Source organism: Terasakiella sediminum (genome assembly GCF_033100395.1).
In the GTDB taxonomy this organism is placed as follows: domain Bacteria; phylum Pseudomonadota; class Alphaproteobacteria; order Rhodospirillales; family Terasakiellaceae; genus Terasakiella.
The window spans coordinates 155,649-178,796 of sequence record NZ_JAWLVJ010000002.1; the positions used below are offsets into that span (position 1 = coordinate 155,649).

The following is a 23,148-nucleotide window of genomic DNA, read 5'->3' on the forward strand; positions in this document are numbered from 1 at the left end:
GTTTAAGGAGGATATCATGTCAGAACTACCTCTCATCATTCACCGTACAAAGCCAAAGAAACTGGCAACCCTTCTGGGCGCAGCTTTCCTTGGTGGTGTGGTTCTTGTGGGCTCAGCCTCGGTCGCTTTTAGTGCACCGAAATGGACACCGCAAAGTTCCGAGCGTCTGGTAAAACTGCCCCCAAGCTATCTGCAAAAATCCATTGATAACGATTTTGCACGATCTGAACTGGGCACAGCCATTCAGGAAAAAGAAGAAAATCTTTCTTTGAAAGGCAGCACCCTTGGCGATCTGCAAAAAGCGATTGAAACAGCAGACGGCGATGTGCGCGGTGATTTGCGCCACCAGTTCCTGGCGGAAAAACGCAATTATCTGTCCATGATGTCTGAGCGCAATGACCTGCGCCGCAAACACCTGATGACCAAACGTCGTTTGTTTGACGATATGCTCAGCCGTCTTTCTGCTGAAGAAGGTGAAATGACACCGGAAAAAGAAGAACTTCTGGAACTGCAAAAGCAAGCATCAGAACGGTTTGAAAGCTCGCTTGCCAAGGTGGATCAACGTTTGTTCGAAGCCCCAGATCTGGAAGAAAGCAAATATTCCAAACAATACAGCCAGAACAAGTCAGCCATCGAACAACTGGTCGCCCGGATTGATAACCATAAAATGAACGCCTCGCCCATGTCGGAAAATGGTGTCGTGATGACCCGTGAAGAACATGTGCGCCGTATGGTCGCCGATGTTCAAACCGAACTGGCGGTGCTGGATCAGGAAGAAACTATCCTTGGCTATATGGCTAAACTGGTGGCCCTTGATGCTATGTCCCTGGCTGAAGAAGGGCTGGATGAAGAATTGCTCGACAGTGATGTTGCGCAAAATTCCCTGACGCCAGCCAACAATGTGTCGTTCTTTTTGAATAACTAAGATTTAAGTGTGAAGGATTTAGTCCCATGAAACCCAAGTTTATCATTCTCGCTGGTGTTGCTTTGATGGCTTTTGCAACGGCTGCAAATGCAGGCACTCTGGAAAACCTGGAACGCGAACGTTCCGTCACAGTGAACACGTTCCTTGATTCAAGTCTGACTGTGGATCAGCGCCAGGCCAAACTGGATACCCAACGCCGTCGTCTGGTCGATCTGGAACGGATCGTGATGCGCGACAAGTCGCTGCGTGGTCAAAACACCAAGACTGTACGCATTGCCTTTAAAAATTACGATGTTACGTTCTTGGGCCATGCGTCTGCTGAAAAAGGCCACACCATGGTGGATCATTGGCTGACACAGTTTGGTGTCTCAACCGATAGCCTGATGTCTTCACGTGTCGGGAGACGATAAGATGCGAAACGCCCTTCATATGGCAGACAGTGGATCACGTGCCCTAAGCTACCTGTTGGGCGCCCTGTGTATCGGCTTGGCCGCCGCTGTTTACGCCACATCCCTTGCCCCGACTGCCATTGCGCAATGGACATTGGAAGTCTTCGGTGTCTCCTTTGTGGTTTTATTTTCCGCCCTTGTGTTTGTCTCGCTCTTTTGCTGGGTACGCATGGGGCAACATCCTGAGGCTCGTGATTTCTGGCTGGAAGTTGGGGTGCACGGTGCAAACGGCGTCTCCACTCTGGCACTCACCTTTACTTTGCTGGGGATCAGCTTGGGTATCGGGACACTGGCGGAACAGGAACTGACGCCGGAAACAGTCCAACCGATCATTCGTGATCTGACCAAACATTTCTCGCTTGCCTTCCTGACCACAGTTGTGGGGCTGCCTTCTGCCGCTGTTTTGCGCGCACTGCTTTCGATTTCTCACCAACGTAAACCGGACGGAGAAAACTCATGAAATATCTTATTTTCAATGCCTGTGTTTTTCTGGCCCTTGGCTATCTGATTGCCGGAGGAGAACCGAAAGATTTCACCGACAAGATGGAACAAGGCGTCCATAAGGCCAAAGCCCATGTGCAGGAGATGGTGGAACAACCGAAACAACGCCCGGTCGTGAAACAAGAAATTCCACCGTTGGTGGAAAAAGCAAAACCTGCACCAAAGCTGGAACCTGTCCGCGAGGTGGTTGAAAAGCAGGAACCAAAAGAACCAGTTGTTACTGCCCCACCGCCCATGCCGGAACCTGTGCAGGTCGCCAAGGCAGAACCAAAGAAAATTCCATCGCGCCGTCTTGAACGCGATGTGGAACCTGCCCCGATTGTGGAAGCCCCTGTAGAGGAAGTTGTTGAACAGGAAACATCAGAAGAACCAGACCAGCAACTGGTTGATGTCAAAGCACGTTCACGCGAACTGCGCCAGATGGTTGCTGATATGGAACAAATGTTTGCTGAAAAAATGACTCGTTAGGATAAATGACGATGAAACCCGCTGTGACACATAATCTTTCGATTGGCGCGACGGTTCTGTTTGCGGCCTGGATTGTGTGGCTGTGGGTTGCCCCCAACGAGGTAGAAAAAATCCAAAAGCCTGTTGAAGAACAAAAGATGCAGGTGGTGAAAGCTGAACCACAGACCGAGGCGAAACCAATGCCGCCACAAGCTTTTGTTTTGCCTGCTCCGCCACCCCCTGCGGTCAAATCCGCCCCCAAACCTGCCTCTGTGGTGAAAAAGGTTGTGAAGGCTGAATCTCCTAAAAAAGTGGTGAAACCGACCCCGAAAAAAACTGAAAAGCCTGCGCCCAAGTCAAAACCCGTGGCCAAGGTAAAATCAAAACCAGCCCCTAAACCCAAACCAAAATCAGTGGCCAAACCAGCCCCTAAACCCAAACCAAAATCAGTGGCCAAACCCGCCCCGAAACCGACCCCCAAACCGGCTCCGGTTCAGGAAGTGGTTCATGAAGTGACCCCAACCGAGGTTGTCGGTGGACGCGCTTTGTTACGGGTGTTGGAACATGGCAAAGGCCCATTGATTGAAATCGCCTGGCCGCAAAATGCCCGTCAACGTGATGGGTTACATGACAAATTCCAGACTTGTTTTGGGATGGAAAATGCCTTGATGGATGACGCTGGTGACCTTTATCGGGTGGAAGATGCTCGTGGGCAGCGTTGGGAGATTAATCTGGATCGATTTAGCGGTTTTCTGCGTCAGGCCAGTGGCCGATTGCCAGCAACCGAACAACGCATCAAACGTGCGGTGTCGCGTCGTCATGGTCAACTGGATGACCCGATCATGGTGCGGATTTTCCCCCGTCGGGTAGATGCTTCCCTTCTGGGCGGATTGAAGGCTGTGGTCGGGGAACGTTATATGCAGGCCAAATCCATTCAGGCCCGCTACGAATTAAAAGGATCGCGTATCTTGGTGCGTGACATTCATCTGGACGGTCGTGCTTTAAAGGGCGTGGTTGAACTGTCCAAAATCAAACGCTGTTCAGGGAGGGCGTGATGCGTATTTTTAGTTTTTGTTTGATCCTGTTGCTATCTGCATGCGTCACTGCCCCCCAATACCGCGAAGCCGGAAAAGGTGAGGGTGAGTTAAAAGCCAGCGATGTGAATTTTAAAGTGTCCGGCATGCTTTATCGTGACCCGCCTGATTGTGTGGCTGTGTTACCTGCTGTGGCTACTGACCAGCCTGAAATGGCGAAAATGCTTTCCGTCGCGCTGGCGCGTCATTTGGGGGAAAAGGTGGATCGGGTGATTTTTCCCAGAAAGCGGGCGGCCATTGAAAAAAGGGATGGGCTTGACCTAAGTGATAAAGGCGATCGTCGCCGTTTTTCCTATCGCACCAAATGTCGTTTCTATGCCCGGGCAGAACTTTATGATCTGGGGGATGAATTTGTTGGTGTCTTTGCTGAAAAGCATGTAGGCGTGCGCCTTGATCTGATGCGGTTTGAAGATGACGAACCCATGTGGCAGGCTGCCCATACGGTCTGGCGTGCAGATGGTGGTGTTCCGTCATCACCCTTGGGGCTACTTGGTGGCTTTGCCAGTGCGGCGCGCTTTAAGGGCGATGCGGAAATTCTACCCTCATTGGTGGATGATGCCATGCGTCGGATGATCCGCACACTTCCCCCTTCCATTTAAAACTGTTTATTCCCAGATAACTACCTATCTATGACGTAGAATGCTTGACCTGCGGTTGGGCAGTGATCATTATACTTGGTAATTAAAGCTGTCCGACAAATAGGATAGCGCTAGGGAGACAAATATATGGTGAAAGAGGTGGGCCCATCTTTGATGTGGCTGCAAGCCGGATCATGTAGTGGCGATTCCATGTCGCTGTTGTGTGCAGAAGACCCGGACTTTGTTGAATTTATTGAACGTAACAAGCTTGATTTGTTATGGCACCCCTCTTTATCCACACAACCCAGCAGCCACTTGAAATCCATCGTTGATGACATCAGAAATGATGAACGTGACCTTTCAATCCTTTGTGTCGAAGGTAGTATTATGATGGGGCCAAACGGGTCGGGCATGTTTGATACCTGGCGTGGAAAACCCAAAAAAGATCTGATCCATGATCTCGCCCAAAAAGCCACCCATGTGGTTGCGATTGGCACCTGTGCGTCTTATGGTGGGGTCCATGCGAGCGGGCCAAATCCAACCGATTGTATTGGCCTGCAGTCCGACAAAGGGGCAATGGGCGGATTGTTGCCCATGGATTGGGTCGCTAAAGGCGGCTATCCGGTGATCAATGTGTCTGGATGTCCGGCGCATCCGCATACAATGGTGCAGGTTTTGCAGGCTCTGGTGCGTGGCATCAAGCTGGATCTAAACGAGTTTAACCAGCCGGATTTATATTTCAACACCATGGTCCATCAGGGTTGCACGCGAAATGAATATCATGAATATGATGTTGAAGAGACTGAATTTGGCAATGAAGGCTGCCTGTTCTTTAACCTGGGCTGTCAGGGCCCGGTGACCAAAGCCACCTGTAATACGGAGCTTTGGAATGGCACCAGCAGCAAAACGCGCGCTGGTGTACCCTGCATTGGCTGTGTTTCGCCCAATTTTCCGCGCGAACAGCCTTTGTTTAAAACTGATAAAATCGGCAATATTCCAGTAGAACTGCCCCTTGGTGTACAGCGCCCACGTTATATGGCCTATAAAGGTTTGGCAAAAGAAGCCGCGCCTGATCGCATCACCAGCCGTAAAATGAAACCATAATAAGAAAAAGGCACAACCTGTTGAGCAAACGTATTTCAATCGATTTAAACCGCGTGGAAGGCGACCTGGAACTTGATGTGGAAATCAAGGACGGGGTGGTTGTTGATGCCTGGTGCAAGGGCGTGCTTTATCGTGGGTTTGAACAGATTTTGATCGGTCGTGACGCAATGGATAGTTTGGCGATCACGCCCAGAATTTGTGGGATTTGCGGGACCGCACATCTCTATACGGCTGTTCTGGCCCTGGAAAATGCCTTTAAAATTTCGGTGCCGGATAACGGTAAGCGTTTGCGTAACATTTGTTTGCTGGCCGAAGAGGTTTTATCGGATTGTCGCCAGACCTTTTTGATGTTTACGCCGGATTTGTGTCATGACCGATATAAAGATATCGACGGGTTTGATGTCATCACGGCTGAATTTGCTGAAATGAGCGGGCTTGCCTATCGCGATGCGGTGAAAATGAGTAAAAAAATTGTCGAGATCGTTGCGATCTTCGGCGGGCAATGGCCGCATTCGTCTTATATGGTGCCCGGTGGGGTGACGACACCTGTGAATACCCGCAATCTGCATGATGCGTTGAATGTGTTGGATGGCTACACTGCCTGGTTTGAAAAACGCATGATTGGTGGGGGGCTGGAAAACTGGATGGCGATCAGTAAGGCGGATGGTCTGTTGGCCTGGGCGGATGAAAATACCGAGACGATTGCATCCAAATTCATCACATTTTCTCGAAAAATCGGGCTGCATCGTCATAGCGGTGGCAGTGATAATCTGCTGAGCTATGGCAATCTGCCCAAGGTCGGTGGTGGTCTGATGCGCGCTGGCGGATATATCCAGGCTGGCCGCGTTGATGAACCCGCCTTTTTTGATCAGAATGAAATTGCCGAAGATTTATCCCATGCCTGGTTTAATAATGAGGCGGGGCGTCCGCTGCATCCTTATGATGGGGTGACACAACCGAATTATCAGGAAAGCGGACAGGCTTATTCCTGGGCCAAAGCCCCGCGTTATGGTGGCGATGTGGTCCAGACCGGGCCACTTGCGACGTTGCTGACATCCGGGGATGAATTGTCCAAGGATTTGGTGCGCACAGAAGGAGTAAATACCTTTGTGCGACAGTTCAGCCGGATCAGACGCATGGCCTCCAGCCTGTTGTTGCTGCGCCAGTTGTTGCTGGAAACCATTGAAAATGCCAATAGCCCCTTTATCGAAAACCAGCCTTTGGGCATGGATGGCGACGGGTTTGGCACGGTGGAAGCTGCACGGGGTAGTTTGGGTCACTGGATCAAAATCCGTGATGGTAAAATTGCTCATTATCAGGTGGTGACTCCAACTGCCTGGAATGCTTCGCCGCGTGATGGCCAAGGGCGTCGCGGGCATTGGGAAGAAAGCTTGATCGGTATCAACGTTCAGGATATCGATGATCCCATTGAAATCGGTCATGTCATTCGATCTCATGATCCTTGTCTGGTTTGTACTGTCCATGTGATGGGCAAAGGGCCAGCGTTGCGGATTGGGAAATAGGGTTGGTATGATCATGACTGATAGAACAACAACTCATATCATTTGTTTTGGCAATCCTCTTCATGGCGATGATGGGTTTGGTCAGTCTGTTTATGAACGATTGGCTGAGTGGTCTTTGCCGGACCATATCCGCTTGATTGATGGTGGGACATCCAGCCTGTCGGCGCTCAATTATTTTGAAGATTGTGACCGTGCCATCGTGATCGACAGTTTTTATGATGACCGATCTGTCGGGCAAGTTAAATGGATGACCACTTCTGATCTGTCAGACTTGCGTGATGAAAATGAAATGTCGTCTCACGGTCTGGGCGTCGGGTCTATCCTGCAGGGCTTAAAAATTATTGAAGAAGAAGGCGAGATTGTACCGTCCCTTGATGTTCTGACCTGTTCCATCCGGCAGCCGGAGATTTTTAAGATGGAACTGTCTGGCCCTGTTGAAAAAGCCGTTGGTTCTGCAGTGGATAAAGTGTTGATGAAGTTGAAAGGGGATATGTATGTGTAGTGACCTTTCTTCATCGACAGAACGACAAATCACAATTGATAAAAAGGTTAATGCCAACGGGCAGGACCGTTGGGTCGGCACATTGCCACAAGAAGGCGATAATCCCCCTGGGCGTTGTCTGATTTTGGAACACAATGGCAGATATATGGGCGTGGCCTTGGCTTGTCCGCATGCAGGCGCACCCCTGACATACGCGAATTTGAAAGAGGGTGCGCTGGTCTGTTCCCTTCATGGATATTCTTATGAACTGGAAGGTGAAGACGGCATTGGCTTTGCGGTCATTCGTGATGGGGATAATTTTTATTTAGGGGAAAGTGAACCACTGGATGAAACGGGCGAGGCCAAAGAGTTGAAGGCTGAAATCTTGGCCCTGAAGATGGAATTGGAAGCCCAGAGATCAGCCAATCAGGCGCTGCAGAAACAAGTCATCACATCAATGGAAAATATGGACAGCCTGTTTTCCGAAGTGGAGTTGAAAAAGACCGAATGGAAACGCAAGTCTGACCGCCTGGAACGATTGAATGACCTGATCAACCGGGTAACAGACGGTATTTCCGAAATTATGGTCATCACCGGACCGGATGGGTGCATTACCCGGGTCAATAAAAAGGCTTGCGAAGTTTTTGACTGTGCAGCAGAAGAATTTTTGGGACAATCGGTTGATGATTTGCTGACCCGATCAGATTTTAATGCGTTGAAATCTGAATATGACCAACAAGTCAGTGCTGATATGCCGTTGCTTTATCAGTTGTGTTTCATCGAAAACCCGTTTGAAGCCGAAGTTGCGTTGCGTTTTAGCCTACGGGGCGATCACAATGCCAGTCAGGCAAGCCCATATTTGTTGCGCGGTACCCGTCTTTATAACAAGGCAGGCAAGGAAGAAGGCGCTATTCTGGTTGCCAGCAATTTGTCCCGGGTAAAAGAACGCGAAGCCCAACGTCGTCAGGAAGAAACAGAAAAAGCCCTGAAGCTGCTGGAAGTCAGCCTGGGATGCATTGGGCATGGCATTGCGGTTTTTGATGAAAAGGGTAAGCTTCTGGTGTCAAATGAGGCTTATGCCGTTGTGATGCGCTGTCCAGAAGATTGGAATGTGCCGGGCACGGCGTATAAAAAAATAATGACGCTGGAAACGGAAAACGCCAGCCTGATTACCGTACCGATTGAGGCGCGCACCCTTGAAAAACTGCGCACCAAACCGTGCCGTTGGGAAAGTTTTTATGATGATGGTCTGGTGATTGATCACGACACCAGTGTCATGCCTGACGGAGGCTTTGTGATTGTGGCACGTGATATCACAGCACAGCATCAGGAGGCTGAAACCATCCGCCGTCTCTCGTATGCGGTGGAACAGTCGCCAACGGAAATTATGATCACAGATACGACAGGTGTGATCGAATATGTGAATGAGAAATTCACCCAGAATACGGGCTATCAGAAAGACGAAGCCATTGGCCGCAAAACCAGCCTTTTGCGCCCCGGTGATGTGCCCAATCCTCATTATGACCAGATGTGGGATCAACTGAATAAAGGTAAAAGCTGGCATGGGGAAGTGCTAAGCCGTAATCGCGATGGCAATCATTATTGGCAGATGATGTCTGTTGCCCCCATGTATGACCCGGATGGCAGCATTAAAAACTATCTCGCCGTTAAAGAAGATATTAACGAGCGCAAACAGGCCGAAGAAGAACTGGCCAAACACCGTGACCATCTGCAGGATTTGGTAGAAGAAAGGTCGCGCGAGCTGATTACCGCACGTGACGAAGCTGAACAGGCCAACCGGGCGAAAACCGAATTCCTGTCTTCCATGAGCCATGAGCTGCGCACACCCCTGAACGGTATTTTGGGTTTTGCCCAGTTGCTGGAAATGGGCAAAAAAGATGCGCTGTCTGATCTGCAGAAAGACTATGTGAAACATATCCTGAAGGCGGGACATCATTTGCTGGGACTGATCAGTGAAATTCTTGATCTGGCGAAGATTGAATCCGGTAAAATGGCGATGGAAACTGCAGAGGTTGATCTGAAAGAGGTCATTCATGAATCTATCGTTTTGGTGACCAATATCGCCGATGAACGTCATATCACGATCAATAACTTTATCGGAAAGGAAGAACTGATCGTTTGCGGTGATAAAATCCGGGTCAAACAAGCGATTGTGAATCTGTTGTCCAACGCGATCAAGTATAACCGTGACCGGGGTGAAGTCAGCATCACCGCCCAGGAAACGGAAGATCGCATGATCGCCTTGACTATCAGTGATACCGGGATGGGGATTTCTGATGACCAGATGAAAGACTTGTATACGCCCTTTAATCGTTTGGGTGTGGAAGGTCAGAATATTGAAGGCAGCGGGATTGGTCTAACGATTACGAAAAAGCTGATGGATATGATGGGCGGATCTATCCGTGTCAGCAGTGAAGAAGGGGTTGGCAGTCGCTTCAGTCTGTTTTTTCCCACCTATCGTCCCAGCTTTGATGAACTGAGTGCAGATGGAAAACGCAATGCACTTTATCTGTCCATTGAGGATGAGGTTGTTGGTCAGGATCGGCAGCCTTTTGAAAAAAGAAAATTGCTGTACGTGGAAGATAATTGGTCAAATCAGACGTTGCTGGAGCGCGCGATCATGCATCTGGAAGGGATTGATCTGATTTGTGTCTCAGATGCAGAAGCCGCCATGGATTACATTCAGCAGGACCTGCCGGATATGATCCTGATGGATTTGAATCTGCCGGGGATGGATGGGTTTGAAGCCCTTAAAGTTCTGCGCAAACAGGAAAAGACCAAGGACATCCCCATCATTGCCTTAAGTGCGAAAGCGATGGAGAAAGAAGTACAGGCCGGACTGGATGCAGGCTTTCAGGACTATCTGACCAAGCCATTGGATATCCCGCATTTACTGGACGTGATCGAACGCGAACTGGCTTAAGCCTTTTTCTGTAGCCAGCGATCCATGCCCAAGCCCGCTTGGCGTCCAAGGGCAAAACAGCCTGTCAGCAGATATCCACCTGTCGGTGCATCCCAGTTCAGCATTTCACCTGCCAAAAACAGGCCGGGTTGGGATGTGATCATCAGATTGTTGTCAGTGTTGGAAAAATCAACGCCGCCAGCACAACTGATGGCCTCGTCGATGGGACGTGTGGCCTTTAAAGGCAGGGGTAGGTTTTTGATGGCGTCGGCCAATTTGTCCATATCGTTGAAGGTTTCTTTATCCAATATTTCACGCAACAAGGCGATCTTGACTGGATTCAGTCTTGTGACCCGTTTGATATGAGTGGATAGCGATTTTGATCCCCGTGATTTCTTTAGCGCCTGTTTCAGGGTGGCAAGGTCACGATCCGCTGCTAAATCCAGATGAAGGATGGCGTGACCCGTCTTTTCTAGTTGCAGACGCAGGTTCCGGCTGTGGGTATAGATGGCACTGCCTTCAACCCCCGATTTGGAAATGACGAAATCGCCTTTGGTCCAGTCATCTGCTGACTTCAGCGCGACGGATTTTATGGGCTCGCCTGCGAATTTTTGCAAAAATGGATCGCTCCAGTCTTTCAGGAAACCACAGTTGCTGGCTTTGAATGGAGTGTGTGGAATGTCTGCTTGATCAAAGGCATTAATCCAGCCGCCGTCTGATCCCAGTTTGGGCCAACTGATGCCCCCCATCGCAAAGAGAACAGCGTCGAATTTTTCTTTTTTGAGGCCATCTGGCGTTTCAAAGACAAGCTTGTCCTGATCCCATCCAATCCAGCGATGGTGCACATGGGTCTGAAGGCCACCTGCGCGCAAATGTCTGAGCCAACTGCGTAGTAAGGGTGCAGCCTTGAAATCAGTGGGGAAGATACGGCCGGAACTGCCAACGAAGGTTTCAATCCCTAAATCTGCGGCCCATTGTCGAATCGCCTCGGGCGGAAAGTTTTTAACTGCATGGGAAACAGCCCCGTCATCATCGTGATAGCGGGTCAAGAAACGATCCAGTGGTTCATTGTGGGTCAGGTTCATCCCGCTTTTGCCTGCCATCAGGAATTTACGCCCCAGTGACGGCATGGCGTCAAAAAGATGCAGGTCATAGTCTTTGTTGGTCAGCTGATGCGCTGCCATTAATCCGGCAGGGCCGCCGCCTATGATTGCTATTTTCTGTGACATGGCATGGTGCAAAAACGATTAGAGAGGATGGCTCGGGGGGACCATCCTCTCTATAGGGTCTAATTCCGTCGGTGTCTAGGGGTCGAACCGAGGAATGGGAGGCTTCTCTTAAGGGCAAATAGAGAAGTTAATATGATAATTGCATTTTCTTTTCGCTTTATCTGTGAGCTGGTTCACAAACCTGCTATTTTGTTAAAAAAATTATTAAAGGGGCCTTTAGGGTATGATCCACGATAAAAAAGCGCTGCTGGCGAATACGGAACTTCTGGGCAGTCTGGACGAAGAAATGCTGGATAAGCTGCTGTCCATGACCGTGACACGCAAGCTCGCAAAAAACGAAACCCTGTTCGTAAAAGGTGATCCGGGTGATAGCTTTTTTGGCGTGCAGGCAGGCAAGATCAAAATCGTGACAACATCTCCTAACGGCAAAGAAGTCACCCTGAATATTATCGAGGAAGGGCAGTTCTTTGGGGAAATCGCCCTGCTGGACGGGATGGACCGCACAGCCGATGCGCTTGCGATGGAAAAGACCGAATTATTGGTTATCCAGCGTCGTGATTTCATCCCGTTTCTGGAAAAACACCCCAAGCTTTGTATTCAGGTGATGCAGCTTCTGTGTCATCGCGTGCGTATCACCAGTGAAATGGTCGAAGATGCTGCTTTCCTGCCTTTGGACGGACGCCTTGCGAAACGTCTGTTGAACCTGGCTGAGCTTTATGGGGAAGATCAGGACGATGGTGGTGTGCTGATCGGCTTGAATCTGCCACAGCAGGAACTGGCACGCATGATGGGCACATCACGTGAAAGCGTGAACAAGCAACTTCAGGTCTGGCGCGGTCAAGGCTGGATCGAACTGGCTCGTGGACGCGTCACAATCCACAATCATGACGCGCTGGAACGAGTTCTTGAAGAAGCAGAGATGGACTAAAACGCTTTGGAATCACTGCGGGCCATCTCTTCCATGGCGTGGGCTTCCAGCTGTTTGGTGATATAGTCATAGGCCTCATCGACACTGTCGGTATAGATGAACAGATCCAGGTCTTCTTCACTGATGGTGCCGTATTTCACCAGGGCTTCCAGATTGACGACCTCTTCCCAAAATTCTTTTCCATAAAGAACGATGGGCAGGTTTTTGTGGACCTTGTCGGTCTGGATCAGGGTGAGAGATTCAAATAGCTCATCCATGGTGCCGAACCCGCCGGGGAAAGCGACCATGGCTTTGGCCAGATACATGAACCAAAATTTGCGCATAAAGAAATATCTGAATTCAAAGGATAGCTGGCGGGTGATGTAAGGGTTCTGATGCTGTTCAAACGGCAGGGTGATGTTGAACCCCATGTTCAACCCTTTGGCTTCGGATGCGCCACGATTACCTGCTTCCATTATGCCGGGACCACCACCTGTGCAAATGACGAAACGTTTTTTCGTGCCTTCCAGGCCTTTGGACCATTCGGTCAGGCGTCGTCCTAATTCACGGGCTTCTTCATAGTAACGTGACATATGAAGGTCCATTTCAGCGCGCTTGATATCCCCGTTATTCTTCTGGGCGTATTTTAATTTTTTCTCAGCCTCATCACGCGGCAGGGTGCGGGCAGATCCAAAAAAGATGATGGTATCTTCTACATTCTGCGCTTCAAACCGGGCATCCGGTTCAAGATATTCTGCCAGAATACGCATGGGTCGCCCCACACGGTGTTCCATGAAATGTTCGTTCTGATAGGCTTGTAGGGGGGGATAGGGTGCATCGACCATGTGAGACCTCGCTTATTGTTATTATCTCTATAATATATTGGAATTGTTAACTAATCATGCAAGGTCGAGAAAGGCAGGTCGAGTTTTCAACCTGCCTTTTGTGGATGGATTATGATTTGCCAGCCAGCTGTTTCAAAGCGCCTGCCCAATCTTCGATGTGATAGCTTTTCGAAATTTTGCCGTCTTTTACGGTATGAATATCAATGCTCATAATCTTAAAACTTTTGCCACTGACGGGCTGACCGAAAAAGGCCTTGCCAACCGGGGTGCCGGTGGCTTCGCCGCGTACCACAATTTCATTGTCTGTGGTGACAGAGACGGATTTGATTTCCCAGTTCAAGTCGGGCACCATCTGCACCAGTGGCCCGGTGAGGAACCCCATGGTCTGGTCCAGTGTTTTGTAACCATCTGCGCTGTAATAGGAAATCCAGTCGGCATGCAAGGAAGCGCTGGCCTCGCCTGCCGTGGCTTTGCGGCTCAGCATGTCATAGAAGGGTTGCACCAGTTCCTGAGCCTCAGCTTTGGACAATGTGTCGGCCTGGGCTGCACTGATACTGAAGGCGAGGGCGAAAGCGGGAAGAAGGAAGAATTGGGTTAATTTTTTCATGAGAGGTAACTCCTAAAAGCAATGGATCATTGGATGGCTTTAGGAATAGCACTGTGATATTATCGAAAAAATACTAAGTAATTGATAGTTGTTATGGAAAATTTCGATATTAATGCGTTGGACGTGAAAACACTGCGTCTGCTGATTGCCATTCACAAAACAGGGTCCGTCAGTGCAGCGGCAGAACAGCGCGGCATGACACAATCAACAGCAAGCTATGGGCTGGAAAAACTGCGTCAAAGCTTTGGGGACCCGATCTTCAGCCGCGTGGGGCGCGGGATGGCAGCCACCCCCATTGGGGCGGAGATCATCGGGAGATGTCAGGAAATTCTCGATCAATTGGACCAGTTAAGCCAGCTTCATGTCTTTGATCCCGTCACCGCAATGCGTGAGTTCACCATTGGTACAGCAGGCTTTGAAACGGAAACAGTCATCGTTCCGTTTAGCAGCTATTTGTTTGATGTGGCCCCGAATGTTGCTCTGACGATTCATGGTCAGGACTTGAAGAATTTGGAAAAGCGTCTTGAGGATGATTGGGATATCTCGTTGATTGCTTATCAGATTGACTCCTCTCATTTAAAAGGTGTGCGGCTTTTTGAAGATCACTATGTCACTTATTACGACCAAAATGTGCGAAGCGCCCCTGAAAATACAAAGGCCTACGCAGAAGCCCCACATGCGGTCACGATGCTAGGCGGTAAGAAAACATCTTTTGTGGATAAGGCACTGAAGGAGGTCGGATTGAGCAGGCGCGTGGCCTTGGCAGTTAATCAGTTTGAAAATCTGCCGCAACTGATGAAAGGCACGCCGATGATCGCAACATTGCCGTCGAAGTTTGCAGACAGTTTGATGCGAGATTTTCAGTTCATACCTTGTCCCATCAATATGCCCAAACTGAGCGTGCAGATGGTCTGGCATCAAAGAAAAGATGCGGACCCGGCTCATATCTGGCTGAGGAATGAGATCAAATCATTTGTGAAAAAGCATCAGGTCGCCTGAGCTTACTTTTCCCACTTGGCAGCGGCTGCGTCGTCATCTTCGCGGGCATCGACCCAGCTGCCTTCGCCTTTTTGGTCTTCTTCCAGTTTCCAAAACGGTGCCTTGGTTTTCAGGAAATCCATGAGGAATTCTGCGGATTCAAAAGCGGCTTTGCGATGGGCTGAGGCCGTTACCACCAGCACAATATTTTCGCCTGGTTCCATCCGGCCATAACGGTGGATGATCAGCACATCTTCCAAAGGCCAGCGATCGCGTGCAATCTCTTCGATTTCCTGGAGTTTCTTTTCCGTCATGCCCGGGTAATGTTCCAGCGTCATGGCAGAAACGCGGGTTTCATCTTCTTTGGTATGCTGGAAATCGCGCACAAGACCGACGAAAGAACAAATGCCACCGATGGCTGTGTTGCCTTTGGAAAGGGCATTAATTTCTGCGCCCACATCGAAGTTTTCAGCTTGCACGCGGATCATGGATTATCCTCCGGTTACAGGGGGGAAGATGGCAAATTCATCAGTATTTTTAACCGCATCCTCGCCTTTGGCATAATCCTGATTTACCGCAATGCGAATGACTTTATCTTCGCTCAAGGCTTCGGCATAAGCTTCGCCCTTTTTGCGCAGGAAGCCGAGCACGCCGTCAACTGTTGTGACGCTGTCAGGCAGGGTGATTTCTTCTTCTGCACAGCCGATCTTGGTGCGCAACCATGCAAAATAGAGAACTTTCATTATTGGCTGACCTCGCTATAGGGGATGAAATCGACCAGATCACCCGGTTCAATCTCGTGGGCATTGTCCGGAATTTCGACCAGACCATCGGTTTTTACCATGGAGGTCAGGATACCGGAACCCGTTGTGTGAAACAAATCAACAACCGGACCATAAGGAGTCTGACGCAAAGAAGCGCGTTGCCATTCGTAACGACCACCTTTATGTTTATAGGCAAATCCGGCGGGCACCTTATAGGATCGCGTGGACATGTCACTGCGCCCGGCAAAACCGCAGATCATGGGTCGTGCGATGGTCATGAAGGTCACAAGCGTTGCTACCGGATTACCCGGCAGGCCGATGAAAGGCTTGTCTTTGATCTCACCCAGTGCAATAGGGCGACCCGGTTTGATGGCAATGCGCCAGAAGTTAATCTTGCCAAGCGCCGTGACAGCAGATTTCACATGGTCTTCCTCACCCAGCGATACACCGCCGGAGGTAAAGAGGACATCGTGATCGCTGGCGGCTTTATCCAACGCGTCTGTGATGGTTTCCAGAACGTCCGGCAGAATACCAAGGTCAGTGACTTCACAGCCCAGACTTTCCAGCATGGACATGACCGTATAACGGTTGATGTCGTATACGCAGCCCTCTTCTAGCACGTTCCCCGCATCGGTGATTTCGTCACCGGTTGAGAAGACGGCTACTTTCAAAGGTGCATAGACATCCAGTTCTGTCTTTCCGACCGATGCGGAAACGCCGATATCTGCCGCACGCAGCTTGTGGCCTTTCTTCAGGATCACATCACCGACTTTGATATCTTCACCCAATTTGCGGAAATTCACGCCTTTCTTGGGGGCGGCACCTTGGGGGAAAGTGACGTGACCATCAGCTTCGGTTGCATTTTCCTGCATGATGACCGTATCGACACCTTCCGGGATCGGGGCGCCTGTAAAGATGCGCAGGGCTTCGCCTGCAACGGCTGCGCGTTTTAACGGATGACCAGCGGCAACCCGTTCGGTTACGGGCAGTTTTGTTTCCCCGTCCGGGTTTAAATCATCAAAGCGCACTGCATAGCCATCCATGGCGGAATTGTTATGCGGTGGCACGTTCTGGTCAGCCGTGACATCTTCGGCCAGAATTTTACCGACACATTGGCGCAACGGCAGTTTGGTGGTTTTTGCAAGCGGTTTAATGCTTTCCTGCATCAGTTCGCGCGCTTCATTCAAGGGCATCATTTTGCCGGGTGTGGCAAAGCAGCAATCAAAGACACCTGTCATGTTGTGATCTCCAGTTTCAGGTGTGAAATAATTAGGTCTGCGATGGCCTCAACGTCATTGAGGTCGATCAAGTTTCGCCCGCCACAATCAATTTGTTCATCGCTGGCAATTGCAAGGATCGTGTCATCATTGGGCCAGAGGGGCGGGCGGCCGTGGGCGGGGCGATGGACTTCCAGTTTCGGGTGTTTGTGGAATTTGAACCCTTCCACCAAAACCAGGTCAACATCGCTCATATGTGTCAGCAATTCTTCGATCTCTGGCTCATCCGCGCCATTATTTTCATGGAGTAATGCCCAGCGATGGCTGGAAGCCAGCATGACTTCACCTGCGCCTGCTTCGCGCTGACGAAAGGAGTCTTTGCCCGGTTTATCCATATCAAATTGATGATGGGTATGTTTGATGGTGGAGATGGTCAATCCATGGGCGCGAAGGGCCGGGATGAGCTTTTCCAGAAGGGTGGTTTTACCGCTGCCGCTTTTACCGACGATGCCAAAAATCTGTTTCATGGGCGGTAGTTTAATCCACCATATGTTTAAGTCCAGTCCGCAAATAGTCGTACCCGGTAATCAGGGTCAAAATGGCGGCTATCCACAATCCGACATAGCCCACCGTCACGGTTTCTGCAATCCACAGATATGGACCGGCATTGCCCACGATCAGGAAACCCAGAGCCAGCATTTGAATGGTGGTTTTCCATTTGGCAAGCAGGGTGACAGGCACACTGATTTTGGTTTCTGCCAAAAATTCCCGCAGGCCTGAGACCAGCAGTTCACGCACCAGAATAATACCTGCCGCCAGCACATGGATGCCATCGATGGGACCAAAGCCGATCAGCATCACGATCAGGGTCGCGATCAATAATTTATCAGCGATAGGGTCCATGAAACGACCAAGGGCGGACTGCAAATCCATCTTGCGCGCCAGCCAGCCATCGAAGAAATCGGTGATACAGGCATAGACATACAACGAGAAGGCCATCCAGTTGCCTTCCGGTTCACCCACCATATAAAGACCGATCAACACAGGGATGATCAGAATGCGCGAGGCGGTCAGGATATTTGGTACGTTCCAAAGCATATGATGGTCTTAGCTTTCCTGTTCGGCAAAAGCAAGCAATGCTGCAAAAATCAGAAACATTCCGCCTGTTGCATGGTTGATTTTCTGCTGCATGGCAGCGCCAAAATTACGGGTACCAACAAAATGTCCAGCCATCCCGTAGGTCCAGGCCGCAATAAATTCGGTAGCCAGAAATGTTACGCCGATGATCATGAATTGCTGGAAATAGTCGCCATCCATGCTGATAAACTGCGGCAGAACAGCGGTCATAACAAGGATTGCCTTGGGATTGGCCGCAGCGATCATAAATTCTTTTTTCATAAGGGGTAGGGAGCCGCGATAAACGGACTTCTCACCGTTTGACGGCAAAAGTGACTCATCGCTTTTTGCCATAAAGATTTTGATCCCGAGATAGGCAAGGTAGGCAACTCCGCACCATTTGATCACTTCAAAAGCTGTTTTCGAGGTGGCAAGAAGAATGCCAAGTCCGGCCGCCGTAATGACAACCATGGCGGCAAAAACGATGACGCGGCCTGTGCAGGCTTTGGTCGCAGCCACAGGGCCAAAACGCATGCCATTGACCACACTCATAAAGTTATTTGGCCCGAAGCTCAGAGAGATAAGGATAGAGGCTGGAATAAACATCAGCCAGTCCATGAATGTCAGCATGGCTTTTACTCGATTGCAGCAAGAACACGATCAACGTCTAACGTATTTAGACTGTCTTCTCGTAATATCGTAACATTTGGACCTCGCTGTCCACATAATTGTGGATCAGACGCATTGGAATAAAGCGCAATGGAAGGACATCCGGCCAGTGAAATGATATGCATCGGCCCTGTATCATTGCCGATTGCAACACGGGCTTTTTTTGCTAACGCTGCGATCTCGATGAAATCTGTCTGGCTGGATAAATCACAAACCTGCGGGCAACGATCCAGAATCGCATCCAACACGTCGCCTTCTTTGGCCGTGCCCAGCATGACAGGCTGGATATTGCGTTCAATCAGGCAATGGGCGAGATCAGCGTATTTTTCAGCAGGCCAGCGTTTGTCGGGACGGTGTGGCGCACCACCCGGGACGAGCAGGGCGAAATGGCTATCCAGGTCAAAACGCGACAGGTCTGCCTCAGCCCAGGAAAGATCAGGCAGCGGTGTTGTAAAGATGCCTGCCATTTCCAGCTGTTCCGCCTGACGATCAATGGTGTGCATAAAATCACGTTGAGGATTGGCATGGGGATGGGAACAGCCACGTGCAATGCCCGACCATTTGACCTTTGATCCCATCAGCTTGAAATAGCCGGAAGAGCGATCAGAGGTCTGTAGGTCATAGACCCGATCAAAATTGCCGCTTTTTAACTGTTGGCGAAGTTTCAACGTGCGCCGAACCTGCCAAGCCTTGGGGCGCGCATCCTGCCAGACGGCATCAAAATAGCCACAAGCCTTACCCAAAGACATATAGGGTTTGGTCGTCAGTAACGTAATGTGGGCTTCGGGGTGATGATCGCGAATGGCTTTCATTGGGCCCAAGGCCTGCACAAAATCACCAAGGGCACTTAGCTTGATGACGAGGATACGTTCCTGCTTGTCGTTTGAATTGGGCATTAGGGTCAGGAGCCGATGGTTAGAACTTCGTTATAGACTTCAAGGGTTTTTGCGCACATGGCTTCTTTTGAAAATTCTGTTTCAATATGTGCCTTGGCTTTCTGGGCCATTTTTTCACGCTTGTCAGCTGACAGGTTCAGGCCTTTTTCAATGGCTTTTGCCATGGAACCAGCATCCCCCGGTTTACAGAGCCAGCCTGTTTCATCTTCAATCACGGTTTCGCGCGCCCCACCATGATCGGTTGCTACAACCGGGCGGCCCATGGCCTGGGCCTCGCAGACCACGCGACCGAAAGCTTCCGGATCGGTGGAAGCAGAAACAACAAGATCAGTCAACATATAGGCTGTCGGCATGTCATTACATTCATCCACAATGGTAACGATGCCTTGTAGATTGTTTTCCTTGATCTTGCGTTCCAGCAGTTTGCGATATTCTGTGCGACCCTGATCAGACCCGATCAACAGACAGCAGATATCGGTCCGGTTCAGCTTGGCAATTGCATCAATAAAGACCAATTGGCCTTTCCATCGCGTCAAACGACCGGGCAAGGCGATCACGGGCACACCGTCCGGGATATTCCATTGGGTGGTCAGCTTGACCAGACGCTCGGCTGTGACCTTGTCTGGATCAAAACGGAACAGATCGACACCACGGTGGATCAGGCGGATGATTTCGCGGCGCACGCCATAGATTTTGCGCATATGTCCGGCAATAAAGCTGGAAATGGCAATCACACGGTCACCCTTGGTCATAACCGAGTTATACCAGCGTTTAAAAGGATTACCGTGGCTGTATGTGCCATGGAATGTGGTGACAAACGGACGGTTGGTGCGTTTGGCTGCCCAATAAGCACTCCAGGCCGGGGCACGCGATCGTGCATGAACCAGATCAACGCGTTCTTTTCGGATCAGTCTGGCCAGACGCGTTGCATTTTTGCGCATGATGAAGAAGTTTTTCGAATCCACGGGCAGTTCGATATGTTCTGCGCCCACGCGGGTCAGTTCATGAACCATGGGTCCACCAGCAGAGGCCACAAGGGCACGTCCCCCGGCATTGACGATGGCTTCGGCCATTTCAACGGTGCCACGTTCAACACCACCTGTCACCATCGCGGGCAGCACCTGTAAAACGGTTGCGCGGCGGCTGGATAACTCGGGGGTTTGCGGGTCTGTGGGATTGGTGCTATCAATCATGCTTCTTATCTTTTTATGGCTTCTTATTTGGTGGTTCTAACCTATGACAACCGATCTTCCTACAGGAAATAGCGCACCATCCTTCTTAACACAAGAAAATGGTGAAAGAATCGCGTATCACTATAGCGCAGGGGCAGCACCCGGTGTAGTTTTTCTTCATGGTTTAATGTCAGATATGGATGGCGGCAAGGCCTTAGCCGTTGAAGAATATTGCAAAAAACGTGGTCAGGCTTTTTTGCGCTTTGATTGTCAGGGCCACGGCCAGTCAGATGGCGATTTCAAGGACGGAACGATTGAAAGATGGTCCAATGATACCGTGGATATGCTGGATAAGGTCTGCGAAGGTCCGCAAATCCTGATCGGATCCTCTATGGGGGGCTGGAATATGCTGCTTTCTGCCATGAAACGCCCGGAAAAAATCGCCGGATTGATCGGCATTGCTGCAGCGCCTGATTTTACCGAAGACCTGATGATGGATGATCTGACGCATGAACAGCATCACACCATTCAGGAACAGGGCTATGTGGAAATCCCGTCCGATTATGGGGATGAACCTTATGTGATCTCAAAAACGCTGCTGGATAACGGCCGGGAAAATCTGGTTTTGCGCAAACCCATCCCGCTGGATGTTCCGGTGCGCCTGCTTCATGGCAAAAAAGACGAAGATGTGCCTTGGGCGACAGCCTTAAAGATTGAACAGATGATTACATCCGATGATGTGGAAACCACATTTATCAAAAATGGCGATCACCGTCTCAGCGAAGATCACGACCTTGAGCGCCTGACGCGCACATTGGAAGCTTTGCTGAAACAGCTAGAGAGCAAAGCTTAGGCATTTATTGCCGCTTCTTATAATTGGTGCAGGTGCCTTAGATGCTGGATATGGATTAGGGTGCCGAGCCACTGGTTTTCGTAGCATTCCTTGATGGCGTCATCAAAACCCACTGCTTTTACAAGGCGTTTGGCGAAATCGGCCTGGTAGTCCCGGTTGCGATAGGTGCGTTGTTGTGCGTAAGTCATGGCATTTCTCCTCGTCTATAAGACAGTATATGAAATTGGTATTACCAATTAGTTAAGCAGGAGCCGTGCCAGAAAAATGAAGATTTCTAAAAATACTACTTGATAAACATATAAAGATTTCTTTATATTGTAATTCAGGTTTTATAGGGCATCTTGGCGATCCGTCGGGCTGCTTGTTTTTTAGACGCGCTGAACAAGCGCAGTACAAAGTGGAGAAACTCAATATGAGTGAATTTACCGATTATCAGGTTGCTGATATGAGCTTGGCCGACTGGGGCCGTAAAGAACTGACACTGGCGGAAGCTGAAATGCCAGGCCTGATGGCTCTGCGCGAGGAGTTCGGCGCATCACAGCCACTGAAAGGCGCGAAAATCGCCGGTTCCCTGCATATGACCATTCAAACAGCTTGCCTGATTGAAACACTGGTTGCGCTGGGTGCAGAAGTGCGATGGGTTTCCTGTAACATCTTTTCGACACAGGACCACGCTGCGGCTGCAATCGCTGCGGCTGGTATTCCTGTTTTTGCACATAAAGGCGAAACACTGGAAGAATACTGGGATTTCACACACCGTCTGTTTGCTTGGCACGACGGCACAACACCAAACATGATCCTGGATGATGGTGGCGATGCGACATTGTTGCTGCACCTTGGTCAAGACGCTGAAAAAGACCTGTCCGTTCTGGATAATCCAGGTTCTGAAGAAGAAGAAGTTCTGTTTGCTGCGATTAAAAAGCATATCGAAATTGACCCACAGTGGTACACAAAAGCCGCTAAAGACATCATGGGTGTGACCGAAGAAACAACAACAGGTGTTCACCGTCTGATCGAAATGGCGCAGAAAGAAACACTGCTGTTCCCTGCGATCAACGTAAACGATTCTGTAACCAAGTCCAAGTTCGACAACAAATACGGCTGTCGTGAATCCCTGGTTGACGGTATCCGCCGTGCAACTGACGTGATGATGGCTGGTAAAGTTGCTGTTGTTTGTGGTTATGGTGACGTTGGTAAAGGTTCTGCGGAATCTCTGCGTGCGTCCGGTTGTCGTGTACTGGTTACTGAAATCGACCCAATCTGTGCGCTGCAAGCTGCCATGGAAGGTTTCGAGGTTGTAACTGTTGAAGATGCCCTGCCAGAAGGTGACATTTACGTAACAACAACTGGTAACTTCGACATCATCCGTAAAGAACATATGGATGGCATGAAAGACGGCGCGATCGTTTGTAACATCGGTCACTTCGATAACGAAATTCAGATTGCTGCGCTGAAAAACTACAAGTGGACAAACATCAAGCCACAAGTTGACCAGATTGAATTCCCGGATGGCCACAAGATCATCATGCTGGCAGAAGGTCGCTTGGTTAACCTCGGTTGTGCAACAGGTCACCCATCATTCGTGATGTCTGCCTCCTTCACCAACCAGGTTCTGGCGCAGATCGAACTGTTCAAAAACAACGAAGACGGCAAATACGAAAAGCAAGTTTACGTCCTGCCGAAACACCTGGACGAAAAAGTGGCTGCTCTGCACCTGGAAAAACTGGGCGTGAAGCTGACCAAACTGTCACAGGAACAAGCAGACTACATCGGCGTTTCCGTCAATGGTCCGTTCAAACCAGAAGCTTATCGTTACTAAGTTTCAGACGGTTTGCAGTTAGAAAAAGCCCTGCATTGGAAGATGCAGGGC

Annotated in this window: 26 protein-coding genes; 14 read left to right on the forward strand and 12 right to left on the reverse strand. The window is 50.0% G+C overall.

The genetic code is table 11. From position 1 onward, the window contains the following. Positions 1 to 16: 16 nt before the first annotated feature. The 10 genes from RYZ26_RS02025 to RYZ26_RS02070 all read left to right on the forward strand — a co-directional run bounded on the left by RYZ26_RS02025 (position 17) and on the right by RYZ26_RS02070 (position 10,046). Positions 17 to 925, forward strand: coding sequence for a hypothetical protein (locus tag RYZ26_RS02025; RefSeq protein ID WP_317681469.1), 909 nt, complete (start codon positions 17 to 19; stop codon positions 923 to 925). Between the two features lie 26 nt (positions 926 to 951). Next, positions 952 to 1,335: a hypothetical protein gene (locus RYZ26_RS02030; protein ID WP_317681470.1), complete on the forward strand. Its 384-nt coding sequence runs from the start codon at positions 952 to 954 to the stop codon at positions 1,333 to 1,335. Position 1,336: 1 nt separating this feature from the next. After that, complete coding sequence (locus RYZ26_RS02035) at positions 1,337 to 1,834, forward strand: hypothetical protein (RefSeq protein WP_317681471.1); 498 nt, start codon at positions 1,337 to 1,339, stop codon at positions 1,832 to 1,834. After that, entirely contained in the window at positions 1,831 to 2,343 is a 513-nt protein-coding gene (locus tag RYZ26_RS02040) for a hypothetical protein (RefSeq protein ID WP_317681472.1), read from the forward strand. Before RYZ26_RS02035 ends, RYZ26_RS02040 begins: the two co-directional genes overlap by 4 nt. Positions 2,344 to 2,354: 11 nt before the next feature. Next, positions 2,355 to 3,377: a hypothetical protein gene (locus RYZ26_RS02045; protein ID WP_317681473.1), complete on the forward strand. Its 1,023-nt coding sequence runs from the start codon at positions 2,355 to 2,357 to the stop codon at positions 3,375 to 3,377. Next, entirely contained in the window at positions 3,377 to 4,015 is a 639-nt protein-coding gene (locus tag RYZ26_RS02050; RefSeq protein WP_317681474.1) for a hypothetical protein, read from the forward strand. Before RYZ26_RS02045 ends, RYZ26_RS02050 begins: the two co-directional genes overlap by 1 nt. A gap of 126 nt (positions 4,016 to 4,141) precedes the next feature. Further along, positions 4,142 to 5,098, forward strand: a complete 957-nt coding sequence (locus tag RYZ26_RS02055; RefSeq protein ID WP_317681475.1) for an NADH-quinone oxidoreductase subunit B family protein — start codon at positions 4,142 to 4,144, stop codon at positions 5,096 to 5,098. Between the two features lie 20 nt (positions 5,099 to 5,118). Continuing rightward, complete coding sequence (locus RYZ26_RS02060) at positions 5,119 to 6,621, forward strand: nickel-dependent hydrogenase large subunit (RefSeq protein ID WP_317681476.1); 1,503 nt, start codon at positions 5,119 to 5,121, stop codon at positions 6,619 to 6,621. A 13-nt stretch (positions 6,622 to 6,634) separates the two neighbouring features. Next, positions 6,635 to 7,123 carry a hydrogenase maturation protease gene (locus RYZ26_RS02065; protein ID WP_317681477.1) on the forward strand — a complete coding sequence of 163 codons (489 nt, stop codon included), beginning with the start codon at positions 6,635 to 6,637 and terminating at the stop codon, positions 7,121 to 7,123. Further along, positions 7,116 to 10,046 (forward strand): PAS domain S-box protein, encoded by a 2,931-nt coding sequence (locus RYZ26_RS02070; RefSeq protein ID WP_317681478.1) that lies wholly within the window; start codon positions 7,116 to 7,118, stop codon positions 10,044 to 10,046. Before RYZ26_RS02065 ends, RYZ26_RS02070 begins: the two co-directional genes overlap by 8 nt. On the opposite strand, the gene RYZ26_RS02075 is transcribed toward RYZ26_RS02070, so the two are convergent. Continuing rightward, the gene (locus tag RYZ26_RS02075; RefSeq protein ID WP_317681479.1) at positions 10,043 to 11,254 is read right to left on the reverse strand and encodes a TIGR03862 family flavoprotein; all 1,212 of its coding nucleotides are present in this window, start codon (positions 11,252 to 11,254) and stop codon (positions 10,043 to 10,045) included. The two genes, RYZ26_RS02070 and RYZ26_RS02075, sit on opposite strands and share 4 nt — an antisense overlap. Positions 11,255 to 11,477: 223 nt before the next feature. Between RYZ26_RS02075 and RYZ26_RS02080 the strand changes: the two genes are divergently transcribed. Further along, positions 11,478 to 12,182: a Crp/Fnr family transcriptional regulator gene (locus RYZ26_RS02080; protein ID WP_317681480.1), complete on the forward strand. Its 705-nt coding sequence runs from the start codon at positions 11,478 to 11,480 to the stop codon at positions 12,180 to 12,182. On the opposite strand, the gene RYZ26_RS02085 is transcribed toward RYZ26_RS02080, so the two are convergent. Together RYZ26_RS02085 and RYZ26_RS02090 are read right to left on the reverse strand one after the other, a co-directional pair. After that, positions 12,179 to 13,006, reverse strand: a complete 828-nt coding sequence (locus RYZ26_RS02085; RefSeq protein WP_317681481.1) for an LOG family protein — start codon at positions 13,004 to 13,006, stop codon at positions 12,179 to 12,181. The genes RYZ26_RS02080 and RYZ26_RS02085 overlap by 4 nt on opposite strands. A gap of 109 nt (positions 13,007 to 13,115) precedes the next feature. After that, complete coding sequence (locus tag RYZ26_RS02090; RefSeq protein WP_317681482.1) at positions 13,116 to 13,613, reverse strand: ester cyclase; 498 nt, start codon at positions 13,611 to 13,613, stop codon at positions 13,116 to 13,118. Positions 13,614 to 13,706: 93 nt separating this feature from the next. Here RYZ26_RS02090 and RYZ26_RS02095 point away from each other — a divergent pair, with 93 nt between their 5' ends. After that, positions 13,707 to 14,612: a LysR family transcriptional regulator gene (locus tag RYZ26_RS02095; protein WP_317681483.1), complete on the forward strand. Its 906-nt coding sequence runs from the start codon at positions 13,707 to 13,709 to the stop codon at positions 14,610 to 14,612. Between the two features lie 2 nt (positions 14,613 to 14,614). Here RYZ26_RS02095 and RYZ26_RS02100 read toward each other — a convergent pair whose 3' ends face one another. From RYZ26_RS02100 to RYZ26_RS02135, 8 genes are read right to left on the reverse strand one after another with little or no spacing between them, the layout of a single operon-like run. Further along, on the reverse strand, positions 14,615 to 15,079 hold the full coding sequence (locus RYZ26_RS02100; RefSeq protein WP_317681484.1) for a molybdenum cofactor biosynthesis protein MoaE: 465 nt from the start codon (positions 15,077 to 15,079) through the stop codon (positions 14,615 to 14,617). A gap of 3 nt (positions 15,080 to 15,082) precedes the next feature. Beyond that, positions 15,083 to 15,334, reverse strand: a complete 252-nt coding sequence (gene moaD / locus RYZ26_RS02105) for a molybdopterin converting factor subunit 1 (protein WP_317681485.1) — start codon at positions 15,332 to 15,334, stop codon at positions 15,083 to 15,085. Next, positions 15,334 to 16,593, reverse strand: coding sequence for a molybdopterin molybdotransferase MoeA (gene moeA, locus RYZ26_RS02110; RefSeq protein ID WP_317681486.1), 1,260 nt, complete (start codon positions 16,591 to 16,593; stop codon positions 15,334 to 15,336). The genes moaD and moeA overlap by 1 nt, the downstream gene beginning before the upstream one ends. Further along, positions 16,590 to 17,099: a molybdopterin-guanine dinucleotide biosynthesis protein B gene (gene mobB / locus RYZ26_RS02115; protein ID WP_317681487.1), complete on the reverse strand. Its 510-nt coding sequence runs from the start codon at positions 17,097 to 17,099 to the stop codon at positions 16,590 to 16,592. Before mobB ends, moeA begins: the two co-directional genes overlap by 4 nt. Before the next feature lie 10 nt (positions 17,100 to 17,109). Continuing rightward, positions 17,110 to 17,670, reverse strand: a complete 561-nt coding sequence (gene pgsA / locus RYZ26_RS02120) for a CDP-diacylglycerol--glycerol-3-phosphate 3-phosphatidyltransferase (RefSeq protein WP_317681488.1) — start codon at positions 17,668 to 17,670, stop codon at positions 17,110 to 17,112. Positions 17,671 to 17,679: 9 nt separating this feature from the next. Further along, positions 17,680 to 18,318 (reverse strand): LysE family translocator, encoded by a 639-nt coding sequence (locus RYZ26_RS02125; RefSeq protein ID WP_317681489.1) that lies wholly within the window; start codon positions 18,316 to 18,318, stop codon positions 17,680 to 17,682. A 5-nt stretch (positions 18,319 to 18,323) separates the two neighbouring features. Next, positions 18,324 to 19,253, reverse strand: a complete 930-nt coding sequence (locus tag RYZ26_RS02130) for a glycosyltransferase family 9 protein (RefSeq protein ID WP_317681490.1) — start codon at positions 19,251 to 19,253, stop codon at positions 18,324 to 18,326. A 5-nt stretch (positions 19,254 to 19,258) separates the two neighbouring features. Next, positions 19,259 to 20,446, reverse strand: coding sequence for a glycosyltransferase family 4 protein (locus RYZ26_RS02135; RefSeq protein WP_317681491.1), 1,188 nt, complete (start codon positions 20,444 to 20,446; stop codon positions 19,259 to 19,261). 43 nt (positions 20,447 to 20,489) lie between these two features. Between RYZ26_RS02135 and RYZ26_RS02140 the strand changes: the two genes are divergently transcribed. Further along, entirely contained in the window at positions 20,490 to 21,278 is a 789-nt protein-coding gene (locus RYZ26_RS02140) for an alpha/beta hydrolase (RefSeq protein ID WP_317681492.1), read from the forward strand. 17 nt (positions 21,279 to 21,295) lie between these two features. Here RYZ26_RS02140 and RYZ26_RS02145 read toward each other — a convergent pair whose 3' ends face one another. After that, positions 21,296 to 21,466, reverse strand: coding sequence for a hypothetical protein (locus RYZ26_RS02145; protein ID WP_317681493.1), 171 nt, complete (start codon positions 21,464 to 21,466; stop codon positions 21,296 to 21,298). Positions 21,467 to 21,690: 224 nt separating this feature from the next. On the opposite strand from RYZ26_RS02145, the gene ahcY reads away from it, so the two are divergent. After that, positions 21,691 to 23,097, forward strand: coding sequence for an adenosylhomocysteinase (gene ahcY / locus RYZ26_RS02150; RefSeq protein WP_317681494.1), 1,407 nt, complete (start codon positions 21,691 to 21,693; stop codon positions 23,095 to 23,097). Positions 23,098 to 23,148: the final 51 nt, after the last annotated feature.

Coding starts and splice junctions, on each gene's coding strand:
- RYZ26_RS02025 (WP_317681469.1), top strand. CDS start 17: ATGTCAGAACTACCTCTCATCATTCACCGTACAAAGCCAAAGAAACTG.
- RYZ26_RS02030 (WP_317681470.1), top strand. CDS start 952: ATGAAACCCAAGTTTATCATTCTCGCTGGTGTTGCTTTGATGGCTTTT.
- RYZ26_RS02035 (WP_317681471.1), top strand. CDS start 1,337: ATGCGAAACGCCCTTCATATGGCAGACAGTGGATCACGTGCCCTAAGC.
- RYZ26_RS02040 (WP_317681472.1), top strand. CDS start 1,831: ATGAAATATCTTATTTTCAATGCCTGTGTTTTTCTGGCCCTTGGCTAT.
- RYZ26_RS02045 (WP_317681473.1), top strand. CDS start 2,355: ATGAAACCCGCTGTGACACATAATCTTTCGATTGGCGCGACGGTTCTG.
- RYZ26_RS02050 (WP_317681474.1), top strand. CDS start 3,377: ATGCGTATTTTTAGTTTTTGTTTGATCCTGTTGCTATCTGCATGCGTC.
- RYZ26_RS02055 (WP_317681475.1), top strand. CDS start 4,142: ATGGTGAAAGAGGTGGGCCCATCTTTGATGTGGCTGCAAGCCGGATCA.
- RYZ26_RS02065 (WP_317681477.1), top strand. CDS start 6,635: ATGACTGATAGAACAACAACTCATATCATTTGTTTTGGCAATCCTCTT.
- RYZ26_RS02070 (WP_317681478.1), top strand. CDS start 7,116: ATGTGTAGTGACCTTTCTTCATCGACAGAACGACAAATCACAATTGAT.
- RYZ26_RS02075 (WP_317681479.1), bottom strand. CDS start 11,254: ATGTCACAGAAAATAGCAATCATAGGCGGCGGCCCTGCCGGATTAATG.
- RYZ26_RS02080 (WP_317681480.1), top strand. CDS start 11,478: ATGATCCACGATAAAAAAGCGCTGCTGGCGAATACGGAACTTCTGGGC.
- RYZ26_RS02085 (WP_317681481.1), bottom strand. CDS start 13,006: ATGGTCGATGCACCCTATCCCCCCCTACAAGCCTATCAGAACGAACAT.
- RYZ26_RS02090 (WP_317681482.1), bottom strand. CDS start 13,613: ATGAAAAAATTAACCCAATTCTTCCTTCTTCCCGCTTTCGCCCTCGCC.
- RYZ26_RS02095 (WP_317681483.1), top strand. CDS start 13,707: ATGGAAAATTTCGATATTAATGCGTTGGACGTGAAAACACTGCGTCTG.
- RYZ26_RS02100 (WP_317681484.1), bottom strand. CDS start 15,079: ATGATCCGCGTGCAAGCTGAAAACTTCGATGTGGGCGCAGAAATTAAT.
- moaD (WP_317681485.1), bottom strand. CDS start 15,334: ATGAAAGTTCTCTATTTTGCATGGTTGCGCACCAAGATCGGCTGTGCA.
- moeA (WP_317681486.1), bottom strand. CDS start 16,593: ATGACAGGTGTCTTTGATTGCTGCTTTGCCACACCCGGCAAAATGATG.
- mobB (WP_317681487.1), bottom strand. CDS start 17,099: ATGAAACAGATTTTTGGCATCGTCGGTAAAAGCGGCAGCGGTAAAACC.
- pgsA (WP_317681488.1), bottom strand. CDS start 17,670: ATGCTTTGGAACGTACCAAATATCCTGACCGCCTCGCGCATTCTGATC.
- RYZ26_RS02125 (WP_317681489.1), bottom strand. CDS start 18,318: ATGCTGACATTCATGGACTGGCTGATGTTTATTCCAGCCTCTATCCTT.
- RYZ26_RS02130 (WP_317681490.1), bottom strand. CDS start 19,253: ATGCCCAATTCAAACGACAAGCAGGAACGTATCCTCGTCATCAAGCTA.
- RYZ26_RS02135 (WP_317681491.1), bottom strand. CDS start 20,446: ATGATTGATAGCACCAATCCCACAGACCCGCAAACCCCCGAGTTATCC.
- RYZ26_RS02140 (WP_317681492.1), top strand. CDS start 20,490: ATGACAACCGATCTTCCTACAGGAAATAGCGCACCATCCTTCTTAACA.
- RYZ26_RS02145 (WP_317681493.1), bottom strand. CDS start 21,466: ATGACTTACGCACAACAACGCACCTATCGCAACCGGGACTACCAGGCC.
- ahcY (WP_317681494.1), top strand. CDS start 21,691: ATGAGTGAATTTACCGATTATCAGGTTGCTGATATGAGCTTGGCCGAC.